20 protein-coding genes are annotated in these 14,707 nt (G+C 45.6%); 15 read left to right on the top strand and 5 right to left on the bottom strand.

Annotated elements, in window-relative coordinates; genetic code table 11:
• The first annotated feature begins 99 nt into the window (after window positions 1–99).
• Both S2091_RS08480 and rfaE2 read left to right on the top strand, forming a co-directional pair.
• Window positions 100–369 carry a metal-sensing transcriptional repressor gene (locus tag S2091_RS08480; protein ID WP_105531365.1) on the top strand — a complete coding sequence of 90 codons (270 nt, stop codon included), beginning with the start codon at window positions 100–102 and terminating at the stop codon, window positions 367–369.
• Window positions 370–460: 91 nt separating this feature from the next.
• Window positions 461–928 carry a D-glycero-beta-D-manno-heptose 1-phosphate adenylyltransferase gene (rfaE2, locus tag S2091_RS08475; protein ID WP_105531364.1) on the top strand — a complete coding sequence of 156 codons (468 nt, stop codon included), beginning with the start codon at window positions 461–463 and terminating at the stop codon, window positions 926–928.
• Here rfaE2 and S2091_RS08470 read toward each other — a convergent pair.
• From S2091_RS08470 to S2091_RS08460, 3 genes are read right to left on the bottom strand one after another with little or no spacing between them, the layout of a single operon-like run.
• A complete protein-coding gene (locus S2091_RS08470; protein ID WP_105531363.1) occupies window positions 925–1,410 on the bottom strand; it encodes a copper chaperone PCu(A)C in 486 nt (161 codons plus the stop codon). The genes rfaE2 and S2091_RS08470 overlap by 4 nt on opposite strands.
• Window positions 1,411–1,445: 35 nt before the next feature.
• Window positions 1,446–1,916, bottom strand: coding sequence for a tRNA (uridine(34)/cytosine(34)/5-carboxymethylaminomethyluridine(34)-2'-O)-methyltransferase TrmL (gene trmL / locus S2091_RS08465; protein ID WP_105531362.1), 471 nt, complete (start codon window positions 1,914–1,916; stop codon window positions 1,446–1,448).
• Between the two features lie 18 nt (window positions 1,917–1,934).
• A complete protein-coding gene (locus S2091_RS08460; RefSeq protein ID WP_105531361.1) occupies window positions 1,935–2,669 on the bottom strand; it encodes a ComF family protein in 735 nt (244 codons plus the stop codon).
• A gap of 55 nt (window positions 2,670–2,724) precedes the next feature.
• Here S2091_RS08460 and S2091_RS08455 point away from each other — a divergent pair, with 55 nt between their 5' ends.
• The 7 genes from S2091_RS08455 to S2091_RS08430 all read left to right on the top strand — a co-directional run bounded on the left by S2091_RS08455 (window position 2,725) and on the right by S2091_RS08430 (window position 8,604).
• Window positions 2,725–3,624 (top strand): methyltransferase domain-containing protein, encoded by a 900-nt coding sequence (locus tag S2091_RS08455; RefSeq protein ID WP_243405357.1) that lies wholly within the window; start codon window positions 2,725–2,727, stop codon window positions 3,622–3,624.
• A 317-nt stretch (window positions 3,625–3,941) separates the two neighbouring features.
• Entirely contained in the window at window positions 3,942–5,132 is a 1,191-nt protein-coding gene (gene coxB / locus S2091_RS08450) for a cytochrome c oxidase subunit II (RefSeq protein WP_105531360.1), read from the top strand.
• Window positions 5,133–5,148: 16 nt separating this feature from the next.
• Window positions 5,149–6,753, top strand: coding sequence for a cytochrome c oxidase subunit I (gene ctaD / locus S2091_RS08445; protein WP_105531359.1), 1,605 nt, complete (start codon window positions 5,149–5,151; stop codon window positions 6,751–6,753).
• Between the two features lie 14 nt (window positions 6,754–6,767).
• Entirely contained in the window at window positions 6,768–6,896 is a 129-nt protein-coding gene (locus S2091_RS24450; protein WP_341476992.1) for a cytochrome oxidase small assembly protein, read from the top strand.
• Window positions 6,893–7,459, top strand: coding sequence for a cytochrome c oxidase assembly protein (locus tag S2091_RS08440; RefSeq protein WP_243405355.1), 567 nt, complete (start codon window positions 6,893–6,895; stop codon window positions 7,457–7,459). Before S2091_RS24450 ends, S2091_RS08440 begins: the two co-directional genes overlap by 4 nt.
• A 29-nt stretch (window positions 7,460–7,488) precedes the next feature.
• Window positions 7,489–7,707, top strand: coding sequence for a DUF2970 domain-containing protein (locus tag S2091_RS08435; RefSeq protein WP_105531358.1), 219 nt, complete (start codon window positions 7,489–7,491; stop codon window positions 7,705–7,707).
• A 36-nt stretch (window positions 7,708–7,743) separates the two neighbouring features.
• Window positions 7,744–8,604: a cytochrome c oxidase subunit 3 gene (locus S2091_RS08430; RefSeq protein ID WP_105531357.1), complete on the top strand. Its 861-nt coding sequence runs from the start codon at window positions 7,744–7,746 to the stop codon at window positions 8,602–8,604.
• A gap of 62 nt (window positions 8,605–8,666) precedes the next feature.
• Here S2091_RS08430 and S2091_RS08425 read toward each other — a convergent pair whose 3' ends face one another.
• A complete protein-coding gene (locus S2091_RS08425; RefSeq protein ID WP_105531419.1) occupies window positions 8,667–8,864 on the bottom strand; it encodes a twin transmembrane helix small protein in 198 nt (65 codons plus the stop codon).
• A 44-nt stretch (window positions 8,865–8,908) separates the two neighbouring features.
• Here S2091_RS08425 and S2091_RS08420 point away from each other — a divergent pair, with 44 nt between their 5' ends.
• The 6 genes from S2091_RS08420 to S2091_RS08395 are packed head-to-tail and all read left to right on the top strand — an operon-like array spanning window position 8,909 to window position 13,706.
• Entirely contained in the window at window positions 8,909–9,613 is a 705-nt protein-coding gene (locus S2091_RS08420; protein WP_105531356.1) for an SURF1 family protein, read from the top strand.
• A 13-nt stretch (window positions 9,614–9,626) separates the two neighbouring features.
• Window positions 9,627–10,271 (top strand): SCO family protein, encoded by a 645-nt coding sequence (locus S2091_RS08415; protein WP_341476991.1) that lies wholly within the window; start codon window positions 9,627–9,629, stop codon window positions 10,269–10,271.
• Window positions 10,272–10,275: 4 nt separating this feature from the next.
• The gene (locus S2091_RS08410; RefSeq protein WP_105531355.1) at window positions 10,276–11,349 is read left to right on the top strand and encodes a COX15/CtaA family protein; all 1,074 of its coding nucleotides are present in this window, start codon (window positions 10,276–10,278) and stop codon (window positions 11,347–11,349) included.
• Between the two features lie 51 nt (window positions 11,350–11,400).
• Window positions 11,401–12,285 carry a heme o synthase gene (cyoE, locus tag S2091_RS08405; RefSeq protein ID WP_105531354.1) on the top strand — a complete coding sequence of 295 codons (885 nt, stop codon included), beginning with the start codon at window positions 11,401–11,403 and terminating at the stop codon, window positions 12,283–12,285.
• Between the two features lie 7 nt (window positions 12,286–12,292).
• Window positions 12,293–12,874: an SCO family protein gene (locus S2091_RS08400; RefSeq protein WP_105531353.1), complete on the top strand. Its 582-nt coding sequence runs from the start codon at window positions 12,293–12,295 to the stop codon at window positions 12,872–12,874.
• A gap of 13 nt (window positions 12,875–12,887) precedes the next feature.
• Window positions 12,888–13,706, top strand: coding sequence for a D-hexose-6-phosphate mutarotase (locus S2091_RS08395; RefSeq protein ID WP_105531352.1), 819 nt, complete (start codon window positions 12,888–12,890; stop codon window positions 13,704–13,706).
• An 81-nt stretch (window positions 13,707–13,787) separates the two neighbouring features.
• Here S2091_RS08395 and rpoH read toward each other — a convergent pair whose 3' ends face one another.
• Window positions 13,788–14,684 carry an RNA polymerase sigma factor RpoH gene (gene rpoH / locus S2091_RS08390; RefSeq protein WP_105531351.1) on the bottom strand — a complete coding sequence of 299 codons (897 nt, stop codon included), beginning with the start codon at window positions 14,682–14,684 and terminating at the stop codon, window positions 13,788–13,790.
• Window positions 14,685–14,707 lie beyond the last annotated feature (23 nt).

The raw sequence follows: 14,707 nt of genomic DNA, 5'->3' as shown, positions 1-14,707 counted from the left end.
CCGATTGATTGCCGTCAAGTAAAAAAATCGTAATAAATCTATAAATTGTTTAAATTAATGACTCTCGCAATATCCTAACCGGGGGGATACCATAAAACCATGAGCACACATACGTCACACCCTGATATTATCAAGCGCTTAAAACGCGCAGCCGGCCATTTGAAAAGCACTATCGATATGCTGGAAAGTGATCGTGAATGTCTTGAAATCGTCCAGCAATTACAGGCAGTAGAAAAAGCGATTGCCAATGCCAAGAAAGTGCTGGTACATGACCATATTGATCATTGCCTAGAAAATGCCGTTAAAAAAGGCTCGCGTAATTCGGGTGAGATAGTGAGTGAATTTAAAGAAATCACAAAGTATTTGTAAGCCTGTTTTTATAAAAACGAGTAAATAGTCATTTTTTCTGCTGGTAAAATTCGCCACTAAGTTATCCGCTAAAAATCTTTGGAGTTCGTGTATGTTTGAAGAAAAAATCACCACAGCCGCCGCCCTGCAACAACGCATTAGTGCCTTACCAAAACCCGTGGTGTTGACCAATGGCGTGTTTGATATTTTGCATCGCGGCCATGTTACTTATTTGGCGCAGGCACGCGCACTCGGCGCTTCATTAGTGGTGGCGGTGAATACCGATGCTTCAGTAAAACGACTGGGCAAAGGCGATGACCGTCCGATTAATAATTGCGAAGATCGCATGGCGGTACTGGCTGCGTTGGAATCAGTCAGTTTAGTGATTGCGTTTGATGAAGATACGGCGTTAGAGGTAGTTCAGGCAGGTCGCCCAGATATTTACGCCAAAGGCGGTGATTATCAAATGGACGCTATTCCAGAGGGCCGTGCGGTATTGGCGTATGGCGGAAAAGTCGAAGCGATCAATTTTTTACATGACCGTTCGACTTCTAAATTGCTGGCTAAAGTACGTAATTAGTGATGGTCATGCATGTCGGAAGCGGCAGGGGTGGTATTGGTATTCGCTTCAACAAAAACCATGACTTCAATTTTTCCGGCTTTTTCGAACTGTAAAGTCAGCGGAAATTTATCGCCCGCGTTGAGTTGCTTCTTTAAGCCGATCAGCATGATGTGATATCCACCACCGGGTTTCATGCTGATTTTGCTGCCGGCTTTGAGGTCGATTAGATCGACTTCACGCATTTTCATCACATCCCCCACCATTTCCATGTTGTGAATCTCAACCGAGTTTGCCATGCTGGATTCAACTTTGATGAGCTTGTCGTCTGTCTTGCCAGTATTTTCAAGGGCAAGAAAAGCGCCGCCGGAAGTTTGCTGCGGTACCGTTGCGCGCGCATACGGATGGCCGATTTGAATATCACCCAATTTAAATTCGTGTGCCTGTACCGCGCTGGTCAACGCCAGTGCGCTGAGAAGAATAAGTAAGTTGCGTTTGAGCATGATCATTCCTTGTGTGTGTAAGTGTGGCATTTTAATCAAGATCCACCCAAAAAGCCATTTTGGCGCCAAGCCTCAAAGACTACGATAGCAACCGTGTTCGATAAATTCAAGCTGCGATTGTCCGGTTGCATCGGTAGACGTATGCGCTGTTCGCTGGCAAACGAGTTGCGCAAAGCAGGGTCCAGGCCCTTTGTTTCCGAGCCAAATACAAAGACATCGCCCGGCTGAAAACGCGCTTCAGAGAACAGGGCAGAACCATGCGTAGTGAGCGCAAACATCCGCGCTGGATCAGGCTTTAATTGATCTATAAATGCCTGCCAATTGGGGTGTACGCGCATTTTGGCGTATTCATGGTAATCCAGCCCGGCGCGTTTTAATTTACTGTCCTCCAAGGGAAAGCCGAGCGGTTCAATCAAATGCAATTGCGCGCCGGTATTGGCGCACAGGCGGATAATATTGCCGGTATTCGGCGGGATCTCAGGTTCAACCAAAACAACATGAAACAAAACATTCTCCTGAAAAAATTAGTGTGGCGGCGTACGTGCAAAAACTATATTACTAACTCGCTTTGCCCCATGCCGTTTTAAACAAGCGGCAATTTCTTGCAAGGTAGAGCCCGTTGTCATCACGTCATCTACTACGCCTATATGCCGACCCCGTATTTTATCTGCATAGCCATCATTCGGGGAAAATGCATACCGGATATTCTCATGGCGTTGGTCTGGATGCAGTAGCGTTTGCGCTTCAGTGTCGCGCACCCGTAGCAGCAGGCGTGGGTAAATCGGGCGTTGCAGTTTGTGCGCTAGTGGTTTGGCTATTTCCAGCGCTTGATTAAAGCCACGCTGCGCCAGTCTTTCCCTGCTTAGCGGCACCGCAATTAATAACTCGGGAATATCATGCACGGCATTGGCTAACAACTCAGCGAGTGCGGGCGCTATTGCTAATCGATGTCCAAACTTAAGCGCTAAAATAAGTTGATCAAGCGGTGCGACATAATCGCAAGCAACCGTGGTGTGATCAAAAGCCGGTGGTTTTTTTAAGCAGGCACCGCAATGTGTGTCATGTTTTAGGATGGGGAGTGCGCAGCTAATACAGCGTTTTGGGTTGCCTGAAAAAAACTGGGCAGAACATGCACAACAAATAATGTGTTCATTTTCCAGTCCGCAAAGTAGGCAGGTTGATGGGATAAGTTTGGCAATGCCCGCGGCTACTGTGCTTTTAAGGCTTCTTACGTTGGCATGAAGTAATTTCCGTAACATGGCACCCAATCAGCGTGTAAACTGCGACATTGTCTCATTTATAGTGATGTGTTTTATGCAAAGCGCTCCAATCGATTTAAACCGTGTTCGCCAGCTATTTAGTCAGCCAGCAGCATTGCAGGCTGCCGATTTTATTAATCGGGAAATTGCCGCCAGAATGTTAGAGCGTTTGCAATTGGTGCGGCTTGATCCTGCACAAGTGGTGGATGCTGGTTGTGGTCGCGGTGCCGAAGTGGGTGTTTTGCAAAATAACTATCCGAATGCGCAAATAATCGGCATTGATGCTTCGCAGGAATTGCTGCAACTGGCTTTGCAAGAGCCGAAGGCGACAGCGTTGTCGATGCAAGGTTTGCTGTCTAAATGGTTATTTTCGGGTAAAAAGAACAGCAACTTGATTAATGGTGATTTTTGCCGCACCTCTTTGGCTGATCAGGCAACGGACTTGGTGTGGTCAAATTTGGCGCTACATTGGCATCCCGAGCCGGATCAGGTTTTTAAAGAATGGCGGCGCATATTAAGAGTAAATGGCTTGCTCATGTTTTCTTGCTTTGGGCCTGATAGCTTAAAAGAAATTCGCCATGCATTCAATGACATAGATCAAACGCCGCACACATTACCTTTTGTTGATATGCACGATTTTGGCGATATGTTGGTGGGTGCCGGATTTGCAACGCCGGTAATGGATATGGAAGTGATTACCTTAACGTATTCAACTGCCGCGCAATTGCTGGCTGAGGTGCGTTCGATGGGAGGCAATCCCTTGCAAACGCGAGGCAAGGGATTAATCGGTAAAATGGCGTGGCAGCATATGTGCAACAAACTGGAGCAGTTGCGCAACGAAGATGGCTTGATTCCGCTCACGCTGGAGATAATTTATGGTCATGCATTCAAACCTGCCCCGAAACGAGGTAATCCCGGCGAAAGCATTATTAAGTTTGAGCACTTAAAAAAATAAATAGTCTAAGTTAATATAAGTTAAAGCATATTTTTTGAGAGCACCACTTGACTTTAGTCAAATCCGTGGGATTTGGGCCGCATAGTGCTTGATAACAAGTTAGTTTCCGACATATACTCTCGTGACTGTGAATGGCGCTTAGTTATTTGACTATATATAGGTCGGTACAATAAATATAAGCGGAGACAAACAACTATTTAAAACAGTTAGTAAATACATAGTAAGAAGTATGAAGTTTGCATGCAAAATTATTACAATTTTTAGTGCTAAAACATACTGCCTTGTGAAAAGAATTCTAATTGGTTTTTGGGGAAAACATGAAATATGCAAAGCGATTGCCATCGTTAATGCTTGGTTCCTTAATGATGATGGCGGGAGTATCATCATGGGCGCAACAAGTTGTTGATAAAGTTGTTGACAGTAAAGGTGGTCCAGCAGTACGTGGCATGAATTTTCAGCCGCCAGTGACACAGATAGCAGAACAAATTTACAATCTTCACACTTTGATGATGATCATTTGCATGGTTATTTTCCTCATCGTGTTCGGAGTGATGTTTTACTCCATATTAAAACACCGCAAATCGTTGGGTCATAAACCAGCGACTTTTCATGAAAGCATCACCGTTGAAATTGCATGGACTATCGTGCCATTCATCATCGTGATTGCCATGGCATTGCCAGCGACTAAAACAGTGGTCGCCATGAAAGACACCTCCAATTCAGACATCACTATTAAAGCCACTGGTATGCAGTGGAAATGGGGTTACGACTATCTCAAAGGTGAAGGCGAAGGCATTTCTTTCCTGTCCAATCTGTCCACACCAAGAGAGCAAATCGGCGGGCCAGGTAAGCCACCAACACAAGCACGCGGTGAAAATTATCTGATTGAGGTAGATAACGAAGTCGTTGTGCCAGTCAACAAAAAAATCCGCATTATTACTACCGCTAATGACGTTATCCATTCCTGGACAATTCCTGCTTTTGGTATCAAACAAGATGCTATTCCTGGTTTTGTTCGCGACACTTGGTTCAAGGCAGAAAAAATAGGTAAGTATCGCGGTCAATGCGTTGAGTTATGCGGTAAAGAACACGCGTTTATGCCAGTAGTAGTTAATGTAGTCAGTGAAGCTGATTACACTAAATGGGTAGATGGCAAGAAAAAAGAAATGGCTGCACTGGCAGATGATCCAAACAAAGTGTGGACTGTGGATGAGTTAAAACAACGCGGCGAAAAAGTCTATTCAGCGAACTGCATAGTTTGTCATCAAGCTAATGGTAAAGGTGTTCCGGGTGCATTCCCAGCGTTGGATGGTTCGCCGATTGTTGCCGGCCCAAAAGAAGCGCAAATGCATATAGTGATGAATGGTAAAAACGCCATGCCAACTTGGAAAAATGTTTTGTCAGACACAGACATCGCTGCGGTTATTACCTTTACCCGTAATAACTGGTCTAACAAGGCACAAGAAAATATTGTTCAACCAGCAGAAATTCTGGCTGCGCGTAAGTAATTCATAGGAGATACTAATGAGTAACACCACAATGGATCACGCACACGCCGCTGATCACTCTCACGACCACGCGCATGATGATCATCCGCACGGATTTCGTCGCTGGTTGTTTGCTACCAACCATAAAGATATCGGTACTTTGTATTTGATCTTCGCGCTCACCATGCTGTTTGCTGGTGGCACGATGGCACTGATGATTCGTGCTGAATTATTTCAGCCGGGTCTGCAATTTATGCAGCCTGAATTCTTTAATCAACTCACCACCATGCACGGTTTAGTAATGGTGTTTGGTGCGATTATGCCTGCCTTCGTTGGCTTCGCAAACTGGATGATTCCTCTGCAAATCGGTGCTTCCGATATGGCATTTGCGCGGATGAATAACTTTTCATTCTGGTTATTGCCTCCTGCCGCAATTCTGTTGATGGGTTCGTTCTGGGTTCCTGGTGGCGCAACTGCCGCTGGCTGGACACTGTACGCGCCGCTGTCAACGCAAATGGGCCCTGGAATGGATATGGCGATTTTCGCGATTCATATCATGGGTGCTTCATCCATTATGGGTTCGATCAACATCATTACCACCATCCTGAACATGCGCGCTCCTGGCATGACCTTGATGAAAATGCCGATGTTCTGCTGGACTTGGTTAATTACTGCCTACTTGCTGATCGCGGTTATGCCGGTGTTGGCGGGTGCTATTACCATGACGTTGACTGATCGTCATTTCGGTACTTCATTCTTTAATGCTGCCGGTGGCGGTGATCCTGTGATGTATCAACATATTTTCTGGTTCTTCGGACATCCAGAGGTATACATCATGATTCTTCCTGCATTCGGTATCGTTTCCCAGATTATTCCCGCCTTTGCGCGTAAGCCTTTGTTTGGTTATGCGTCGATGGTTTATGCAACGGCTTCTATTGCGATTTTGTCCTTCATCGTTTGGGCGCATCACATGTTTACAACGGGTATGCCGGTAACAGCACAACTGTTCTTCATGTACGCAACCATGTTGATTGCGGTTCCAACCGGTGTAAAAGTGTTTAACTGGATTGCGACCATGTGGCAAGGTTCGATGACATTTGAAACTCCAATGTTGTTTGCAATCGGTTTTATCTTCGTATTTACTATCGGCGGCTTTACCGGACTGATTTTGGCGGTAACTCCAATTGATATTCAGATGCAAGATACCTACTATGTAGTGGCACATTTCCACTACGTATTGGTTGCTGGTTCCCTGTTTGGTCTGTTTGCCGGCTTCTACTACTGGAGTCCAAAATGGACAGGTTTCATGTACAACGAAACTCGCGGAAAAATTCACTTCTGGAGCTCATTATTCTGGTTTAACGTTACCTTCTTCCCTATGCACTTCTTGGGTTTAGCAGGTATGCCACGTCGTTATGCTGATTATCCAGCGCAATTTACTGACTTCAACATGTTGGCCAGTGTTGGTGCGTTTTTCTTTGGTTTCACACAGCTGTATTTCATCCTGTTTGTGGTAATTCCTGCCTACCGTGGTGGAAAACCTGCTGGCGACAAACCTTGGGAAGGTGCAGAGGGTCTGGAATGGACAATCCCAAGTCCAGCGCCATTCCACACGTTTGAAACACCACCAACCGTCAAATAGGAAGTAGGGGGCTAATGCCCCTTATTGCGATTGCCATGCGAAGTCAAAAATCAAAAAATCTTCAAACAGCGCTCATTCTGGCTACTGTAGTAGCGGTGTTTTTCGTCGGTATATTTGTTAAGCAAATTTGGTTTAGGCAATGAAAAATTCAAAAGCAGGAAAACTACTGGCAAAAATCAATAGCGTAATGCTAGGTAAGTTGGTGGTAGTTGCCGTATTAATGTTTGGTTTTGGGTTTGCATTAATTCCTGTTTATAAACAAATTTGCGAGTTAACGGGAGTGAATATTCTCACGACCAAGGATGATAAAGTAACCGTCCCAGTTAATTCCCAAATAGATAAAAGCCGTGTTGTGACGGTGGAGTTTGATGCAAACACGACCGGCCCCTGGCGCTTTAGACCCGTGGTCAGTAGCATGAAAATCCATCCTGGCGAGATGACACAAGTTGTTTATGAAGTAGTGAATTCGCAGCCACGTAAAATGGATGCGCAAGCAATACCCAGTTATGCGCCACAGGAAGCTACCCCTTTCTTTAAGAAAGTGGAGTGCTTTTGTTTTAAGCAGCAAACGTTGGGACCTAATGAAGCTAGACAAATGCCGGTCGTATTTTTTATTGATCCTAAATTGCCTAAAAATGTGACGACGATTACCTTGTCGTATACGTTTTTTGAGGTTGGCGGGAATACCGTAAAAGCACCTGTTTAGTTTGGTAGTCTGAATACATAAGAGGTTCTATGTCGGATTTAAAAGATGCGTCACAACGTAAGCTCTCGTTTTTCGCAACAATTAAAGCAGTTTGCTGGTCGTTTGTTGGCCTACGTAAAAAAAGCTCGTATGAGCAAGATGCCGCAAAATTAAATCCTATTTATGTGGTTATTGCAGGAATTTCAGTTGCAGCAATATTCATCGCAACACTGATCTTAATTGTGAAAAGTGTTGTGGCAAACCAATAATAATTTGATCGTCAAGTTTTGTTTCAGGAGATAAAAATGAGTTCAGGGCACGCCAAAGCGCCATATTATTTTGTTCCAGGTCCTTCACAGTGGCCATTTTTAGCAGGAGCTACTTTGCTCCTGACGATGTTAGGCGCTGCTGCCTGGGTGAATAGTTTGCCGTATGCGATGTACGTTAATTTTGCCGGTATTTTCCTCACTCTGGTTGTTTTGTATTTTTGGTTTGGCGATGCGATTAAGGAATCAGAAGGCGGCCAATATAACGCGCGCGTTGATCTTTCTTATCGCTGGAGCATGAGCTGGTTTATCTTCTCAGAAGTGATGTTCTTTGGCGCATTCTTTGGCGCGTTGTTTTATGCCCGCTCTATTTCCATGCCTTGGCTGGCTGACCTGGACAACAAAGTCCTGTGGCCTGATTTTGTGGGGCATTGGGGTAATATCGGTCCAGCCGGAACGATCGAAACATTCAAGTTAATGGGCCCGTTCCCAATTCCAACGATTAACACAGCATTACTGCTTTCTTCCGGCGTTACGCTAACCATCGCGCATCACGCGTTGATTGCTGGTCATCGTGCAAAAACCTCGTTGTTCTTATTTGCGACCATTTTGTTAGGCGCAACCTTCATGGGCTTGCAAGGCTATGAATATATGCATGCCTACACTGAACTGAATTTGAAACTGACTTCAGGTATTTATGGCTCAACCTTCTTCTTGCTGACCGGTTTCCATGGTTTCCACGTGACGATGGGTGCAATTATGTTGTCGGTTGTGTTGTACCGCCACTTAAAAGGTCACTTCACGCCAACGCATCATTTTGCGTTTGAAGGTGCTGCTTGGTACTGGCACTTTGTGGACGTGGTTTGGTTGGGTTTGTATGTCGTGGTGTATTGGTTGTAATACCGCGTTGGCCAATAAAAAAGCCGCACTTTTAGGTGCGGTTTTTTGTTTGGGTTAAGATATTAAATTCCGGTAGGCTGTATGTAGCCGAAATGATAAGCAATCAGGATCAAAATAAACAAGGCGACTGAAAAGCCGACGCGGAACGCCAGGGCTTTGACGGTGCGCATACTTTGCCCCTTATCCTTCATTAAATAAATCAGTGCGGAACCGAGGCTGGCAATGATGAGAATGAAGGCGATGGCAACGAAGATTTTCATGTTATTTAATGGCGCGTTGCGCATATGAATGAGTTCCTATTGTAATGCTTACCTTTCGTTTTAGACTAGTTCCTTTCATCGCTACGCTGCTGTTAGTTGCGCTAGGATGCTCGCTGTCATATTGGCAAACGCAACGAGCCCATCAAAAAGAGGCCATCGAAGCGAAGTTGCTAGCTCGGGAAAATACGCCAGCAATTCCGTTGCCGTCCTCGCAAGATATTAATCAGATAGAATACACTCGGGTTGTTTTGACGGGCGAATTCGTCAAAGACTGGCCTGTATATTTAGATAACCGACCCATGAATGGCATGGCTGGCATTGTAGTCATGATGCCGTTTAAGCTACAGGGGCAATCCAGCTATGTATTAATTGCCCGTGGCTGGCTACCCAGAAATTCGCTAGATCGAGCTGCAATTAAAAAGTACCAAACACCTTCAGGCCTAATTCAAATTGAGGGAACGCTCAAGGCAAATAGCGGTCATGTTTTACAATTAGGACAAAGTGCCACTCTGCAGCCGAATGCACTGATTCAAAATTTGGAAGTAAATGCGTTTATAGCAGCCAGCAAGTTGCCGACTTATCCGTTTATCGTCGAGCAAACTAAAGGCCCGGAAGATGGCTTGTTGCGTGACTGGCCACGTGCTTCAATGGGTTCGGAACGGCATCGCGGCTATGCATTTCAGTGGCTGGCATTAGCTGGCATGGCGTTATTATTTTATTTAGTGACAGGTTTAAAGCGTGGAAAATAAGGCGGAAAATAAAGTGAACGAAAAAGTGAGCGACACAATGACTAACCCCGTGAATAAATCAGCGAATGAACATACGCCGCAACAAATTCATCGCGGTAGATGGAAATTGTATTTGGTGATCGCTATTTGCGCGTCGCCGCTGTTTTTTTCTTACCTGACCTACTATGTGATCAAACCGACTGGCCGCACCAATTACGGCACGTTGCTTGATCCGCGTTTGTATCCAATGCCTAAACTAGACAGCCAATTGCAAGGCTCTGGCGCGCAAGAACTGGATGCCTATAAAGGTAAGTGGATCATGCTGCAAGTGAGTGCTTCCGATTGTCAGGCTGCATGCAAAAAGAGTTTGCTCAATATGCGCCAACTGCGCTTAATGCAAGGCAAAGACATGGATAGAATCGAGCGCGTGTTAGTTATAACGGATCAAAATCCGATGGAGACCAGTTTGCTGCGTGAATACGACGGCACTCATGTGTTACGTGCCGATGCAAAAAACGTAGAAGCGTGGTTGCCAGCAGAGCAGGGCAGCACGATGCAAGATCGTTTATATTTAATTGATCCCTTAGGTAATTTGATGATGCGTTACAGCGTCGATGCAGATCCGTATAAAATCAAAAAAGATCTCGATAAATTACTCAAAGCTTCCAGCATCGGCTAATAACATGTGGATTCAAATTGTTCTGACCGCGCTATTGGTTGCCGCATTGCCGCTTACTATCGTCTGGGTTTCCAGCGACGCTAATAAATACCGCAAACTAGTTTTAGTAACGTTATTTTTAACCTTTGACTTAATTATGTTTGGCGGTTTTACGCGCTTAACCGATTCCGGTTTAGGTTGCCCTGATTGGCCTGGATGTTATGGCGCGGCGAATCCGTTCATCTCGCACGCTGCGATTAGTGCAGCGCAAACCGCTATGCCAGAAGGCCCTGTTACCCACTTTAAAGCCTGGGTGGAAATGATCCATCGTTATTTGGCCGCATCGGTAGGCGTGCTGATTGTGGCGCAAATGATTATTGCCTGGATCAAGCGCAAGCAATTTGAAGGCGCGCCAGTCTACGCCACGGTATTGTTTTTATTTGTCTGTTTGCAAGGCGCGTTTGGTATGTGGACGGTGACCTTAAAATTGCAACCGATTATCGTCACCACACATTTGCTATTGGGAATGGGGCTGCTCGTGATGCTGGCATGGTTGGCGGCACGCATTGAAACTGTGCCGATTCGGGTTGCACATGAGGCCTTAAAACTGAAATGGCTGGCACGTGCGGCGTGGTTGATTTTGCTGATACAAATCGCACTCGGAGGTTGGGTTAGTACTAACTACGCGGTGCTGGCTTGCACCGATTATCCGATGTGTCAGGGCGCGTTAATCCCACCGATGGATTTTGAACATGGCTTTAGCCTGTGGCGTGAATTGGGCAAGACCGCGAATGGCGATTACTTGTCATTCGCCGCGCTTACCGCCATCCATTGGGTACACAGAAATTTTGCATTGCTGGTGGTAATTAGTTCCGGCTATGTCGCGTTTCGGGCGCGCAATATGATGGGCGTGAGTAAAGTCGCAAAAGCGATAATGCTGGTATTGCTAGTGCAGTTCTGCACCGGTTTGGCCAACATTTTATTTAACTGGCCGTTAGGGATAGCCGTATTACATAACGGCGGCGCTGCGCTGCTCTTGGGCTTGTTGACCGTGTTAAACTATCGAGTCCAGATTCCTGTGGATCTGCGTCGACGCTAGTCAAGTTGAAGTGAAATTAATTAGTAAAATTGAAGTAAAACTCAGGAACGTATGAATACCATGATCGATCAACCCAGTCGACTTTCGCAGTATCTGGCTTTAACCAAACCACGTGTGACGCAATTAGCCGTATTTTGCGCCGTGATCGGGATGTTTTTAGCTACCCCGGATATGCCTGACTGGCACATCGTGCTAGCAGCTTCCATTGGTATCTGGTTATTGGCCGGTGCTGCCTTTGCGGTAAATTGCTTGATGGAACGTGAGATTGATGCATTGATGGCGCGCACCGCACGGCGTGCATCGGCGCAAGGTGAAATTTCGGTTAAACAAATCTGCGTGTTTTCCGCCATCATCGGCGGCGCCGGAATGCTGGTTTTATACTTTCTGGTGAATCCGCTCACCATGTGGCTGACCCTTGTCACCTTCATCGGTTACGCCGTTATTTATACTGTTTTACTCAAACCTGCGACGCCGCAAAATATTGTGATTGGCGGCTTATCTGGCGCCATGCCGCCAGCGCTCGGTTGGGCTGCGATTGCCAATGACGTGCCGATGCAAGCCTGGTTATTGGTATTAATTATTTTTGTCTGGACCCCGCCGCACTTCTGGGCATTAGCTTTGTACCGTCGCGATGATTACGCCAAATCTGGCTTGCCGATGCTGCCGATTACTCATGGCATGAAATTTACCGGTTTGCATATCTGGCTGTACACTATCGCTTTAGTCGCCACTACCACGCTGCCGTTTGCGGTTCGAATGAGTGGTCTGATTTATCTGGTGAGCGCTATGCTATTAGGCGCCATATTTTTATATTACGCCTGGCAAATCCATCGAAATTACAGCGATAAATTAGCTAGAAAAACCTTTACTTTTTCTATCATTTATCTATCGTTATTATTTGCGGCTTTGTTAGTCGACCATTATTTTAAATACTGAAACTCCCATGAAAAAACTCATTATTCTTTTCGGATTATTGCTTTCTCTTGGCGCATGCAGTCAGAACGCCAAACCTGATTTTAAAAATACCGATGTGACTGGTTTGGCCTATGCGAATGATTTTAGTCTGCCCGACTTCAATGGCAAGATGCGTCATTTATCTGATTTCAAAGGCAAAGTTGTTGTGATGTTTTTTGGTTATACCCAATGTCCCGATGTATGCCCAACTACAATGGCAGAACTGTCAACGGTGATGCAAGAGTTAGGGCCATTGTCAGATCAGGTGCAAGTGTTATTCGTGAGTTTGGACCCTGAACGCGATACCAAAAAAATATTATCGCAATATGTGCCTGCCTTTGATAAGCGCTTTTTAGGTTTGGTTGGCGACGCGTCCGCCACTAAAAAAATTGCTGATGACTTCAAAATTTTCTATGAAAAAGTTCCAGGTAAAACGCCTGGCAGCTACACCATAGACCATAGCGCCGGTAGCTATGTGTTTGATAAAGAAGGCCATATCCGTTTGTTCGCGCGCTTTAATCAGGGCCCAGCACCGATTGCGCATGATTTGAAACTACTGCTTAATAATTAATCTGTACAGCAAGATGATAACGACTCTGCGCACTGCCGATGGGGCTCAGGTACAAATCGCCCACAACGGTGCGCAGGTAATCTCTTGGATTCCGGCTAATCAGCCAGAACAGTTATTTCTAAGTAAAACCTCATCTAGCGATGCCGGTGCCGCGCTGCGCGGCGGCGTTCCTGTCATTTTTCCGCAATTCGCCAGTTTGGGTTTGTTACCCAAACACGGATTTGCCCGCACCCAGTTGTGGCATAAACGCGCATCAGATCATCCTGATCGCGCCGTGTTTGAATTGCGTGATAACGAAATCACACGAGCAATCTGGCCGCACGCATTTTGGGCTGAATTGACCGTTACGTTGTCCGGCGCCGAGTTGGAAATTGAATTGGCGATCCACAATACTGGCAACACCGAATTCTCTTTTACCTGCGCGCTACATACCTATTTACGTGTTGAGCATATTGAACAAGTGCGGGTAATTGGTTTGCAGGGTACGCATTATCGTGATTCAGTTATCGGCGTGGAAAATTGCGTAGAAATGGATGAAGTACTAACAATTCATGGTCAGGTTGATCGCATTTACATGAATGCACCAACCAGACTGGATGTACAGCAAGCTAGACAACGTTTGGCCGTGTTTAGTAATGGATTTGCCGATGCTGTTGTCTGGAACCCCGGCGCTGAATTAGGGCGTACCTTGGCGGATTTAGAGCCAAATGGCTATGAGCGGATGTTGTGCGTGGAAGCTGCTGCGATTGCCGAGCCTATTTGTTTGCCAATTGATGCAACTTGGCGGGCTAGTCAGCGCTTGGTTGTTCAGCCTAGTGCAAGATCTATTTAAAAATATATGCTGCGGTATGCTGAAAACAAAAAACGCTCCGAAGAGCGTTTTTTTATTACAACTGAAAATTAAGATTTAGCGTCAAGCGTAAGCCGCTAAACTACCTTTCATTTTCTTCAAAGCTGCGCTTTCAATCTGGCGTATCCGCTCAGCAGAAACACTGAATTCAGCTGCCAAGTCATGCAAAGTTGCGCCGCTGCCATCGTCATTTGCCAACCAGCGTGCTTCGATAATACGGCGTGAACGCGCATCTAAATTCTCTAACGCCGTTTCCAAACCAACTGTTTGCAACTGATCATAATGCTGCGCTTCCAATACTTTGGTCGGCTCATTGTTGTCGCTAGCTAAGTATGCGATAGGCGCAAATTTATCATCGTCATCGTCGGTCGGTGCATCTAAGGCCATGTCGCGACCAGCTAAACGCATTTCCATTTCAATGACTTCTTCGCGTTTTACATTCAATGTTTCGGCCAAGTTATCAATCTGGCTTTGAGTCATGCTTTCAAAACCGAGCTTGTGGCTACGTAAATTAAAGAATAATTTGCGTTGTGCTTTAGTTGTAGCAACTTTCACCAAGCGCCAGTTTTTTAAAATGTATTCATGCATTTCGGCTTTAATCCAATGCATGGCGTAAGAAACCAAACGTACACCGTGATCAGGGTCAAAACGCTTAACCGCTTTCATCAAGCCAATATTGCCTTCTTGGATTAAATCAGCATGCGGCAAGCCGTAGCCCAAATAACCGCGAGCAATGGAAACCACTAAACGTAAATGCGACATAACCATTTGTTGCGCTGCAGCCAGATCATTTTCATCGCGCAAGGCCGTAGCTAATCTGATTTCTTCTTCGTGAGTCAGCATTGGTAAGCGATTGACCGCAGAAATGTAGGCATCAATATTACCGAGTGTACCGGTAAAGCCCAATGCTAATGCGGTGTTGGATGAAGTAAGTGGTAATGCGTTTGTTGAATGGTTCATGCGTTGTTCCAATCAGTAGTGTT

The organism is Solimicrobium silvestre (genome assembly GCF_002976435.1).
Taxonomy (GTDB): Bacteria; Pseudomonadota; Gammaproteobacteria; order Burkholderiales; family Burkholderiaceae_D; genus Solimicrobium; species Solimicrobium silvestre.
Note: the sequence above shows the minus strand (reverse complement) of the source record. Positions and strands in the feature narration are given on the sequence as shown.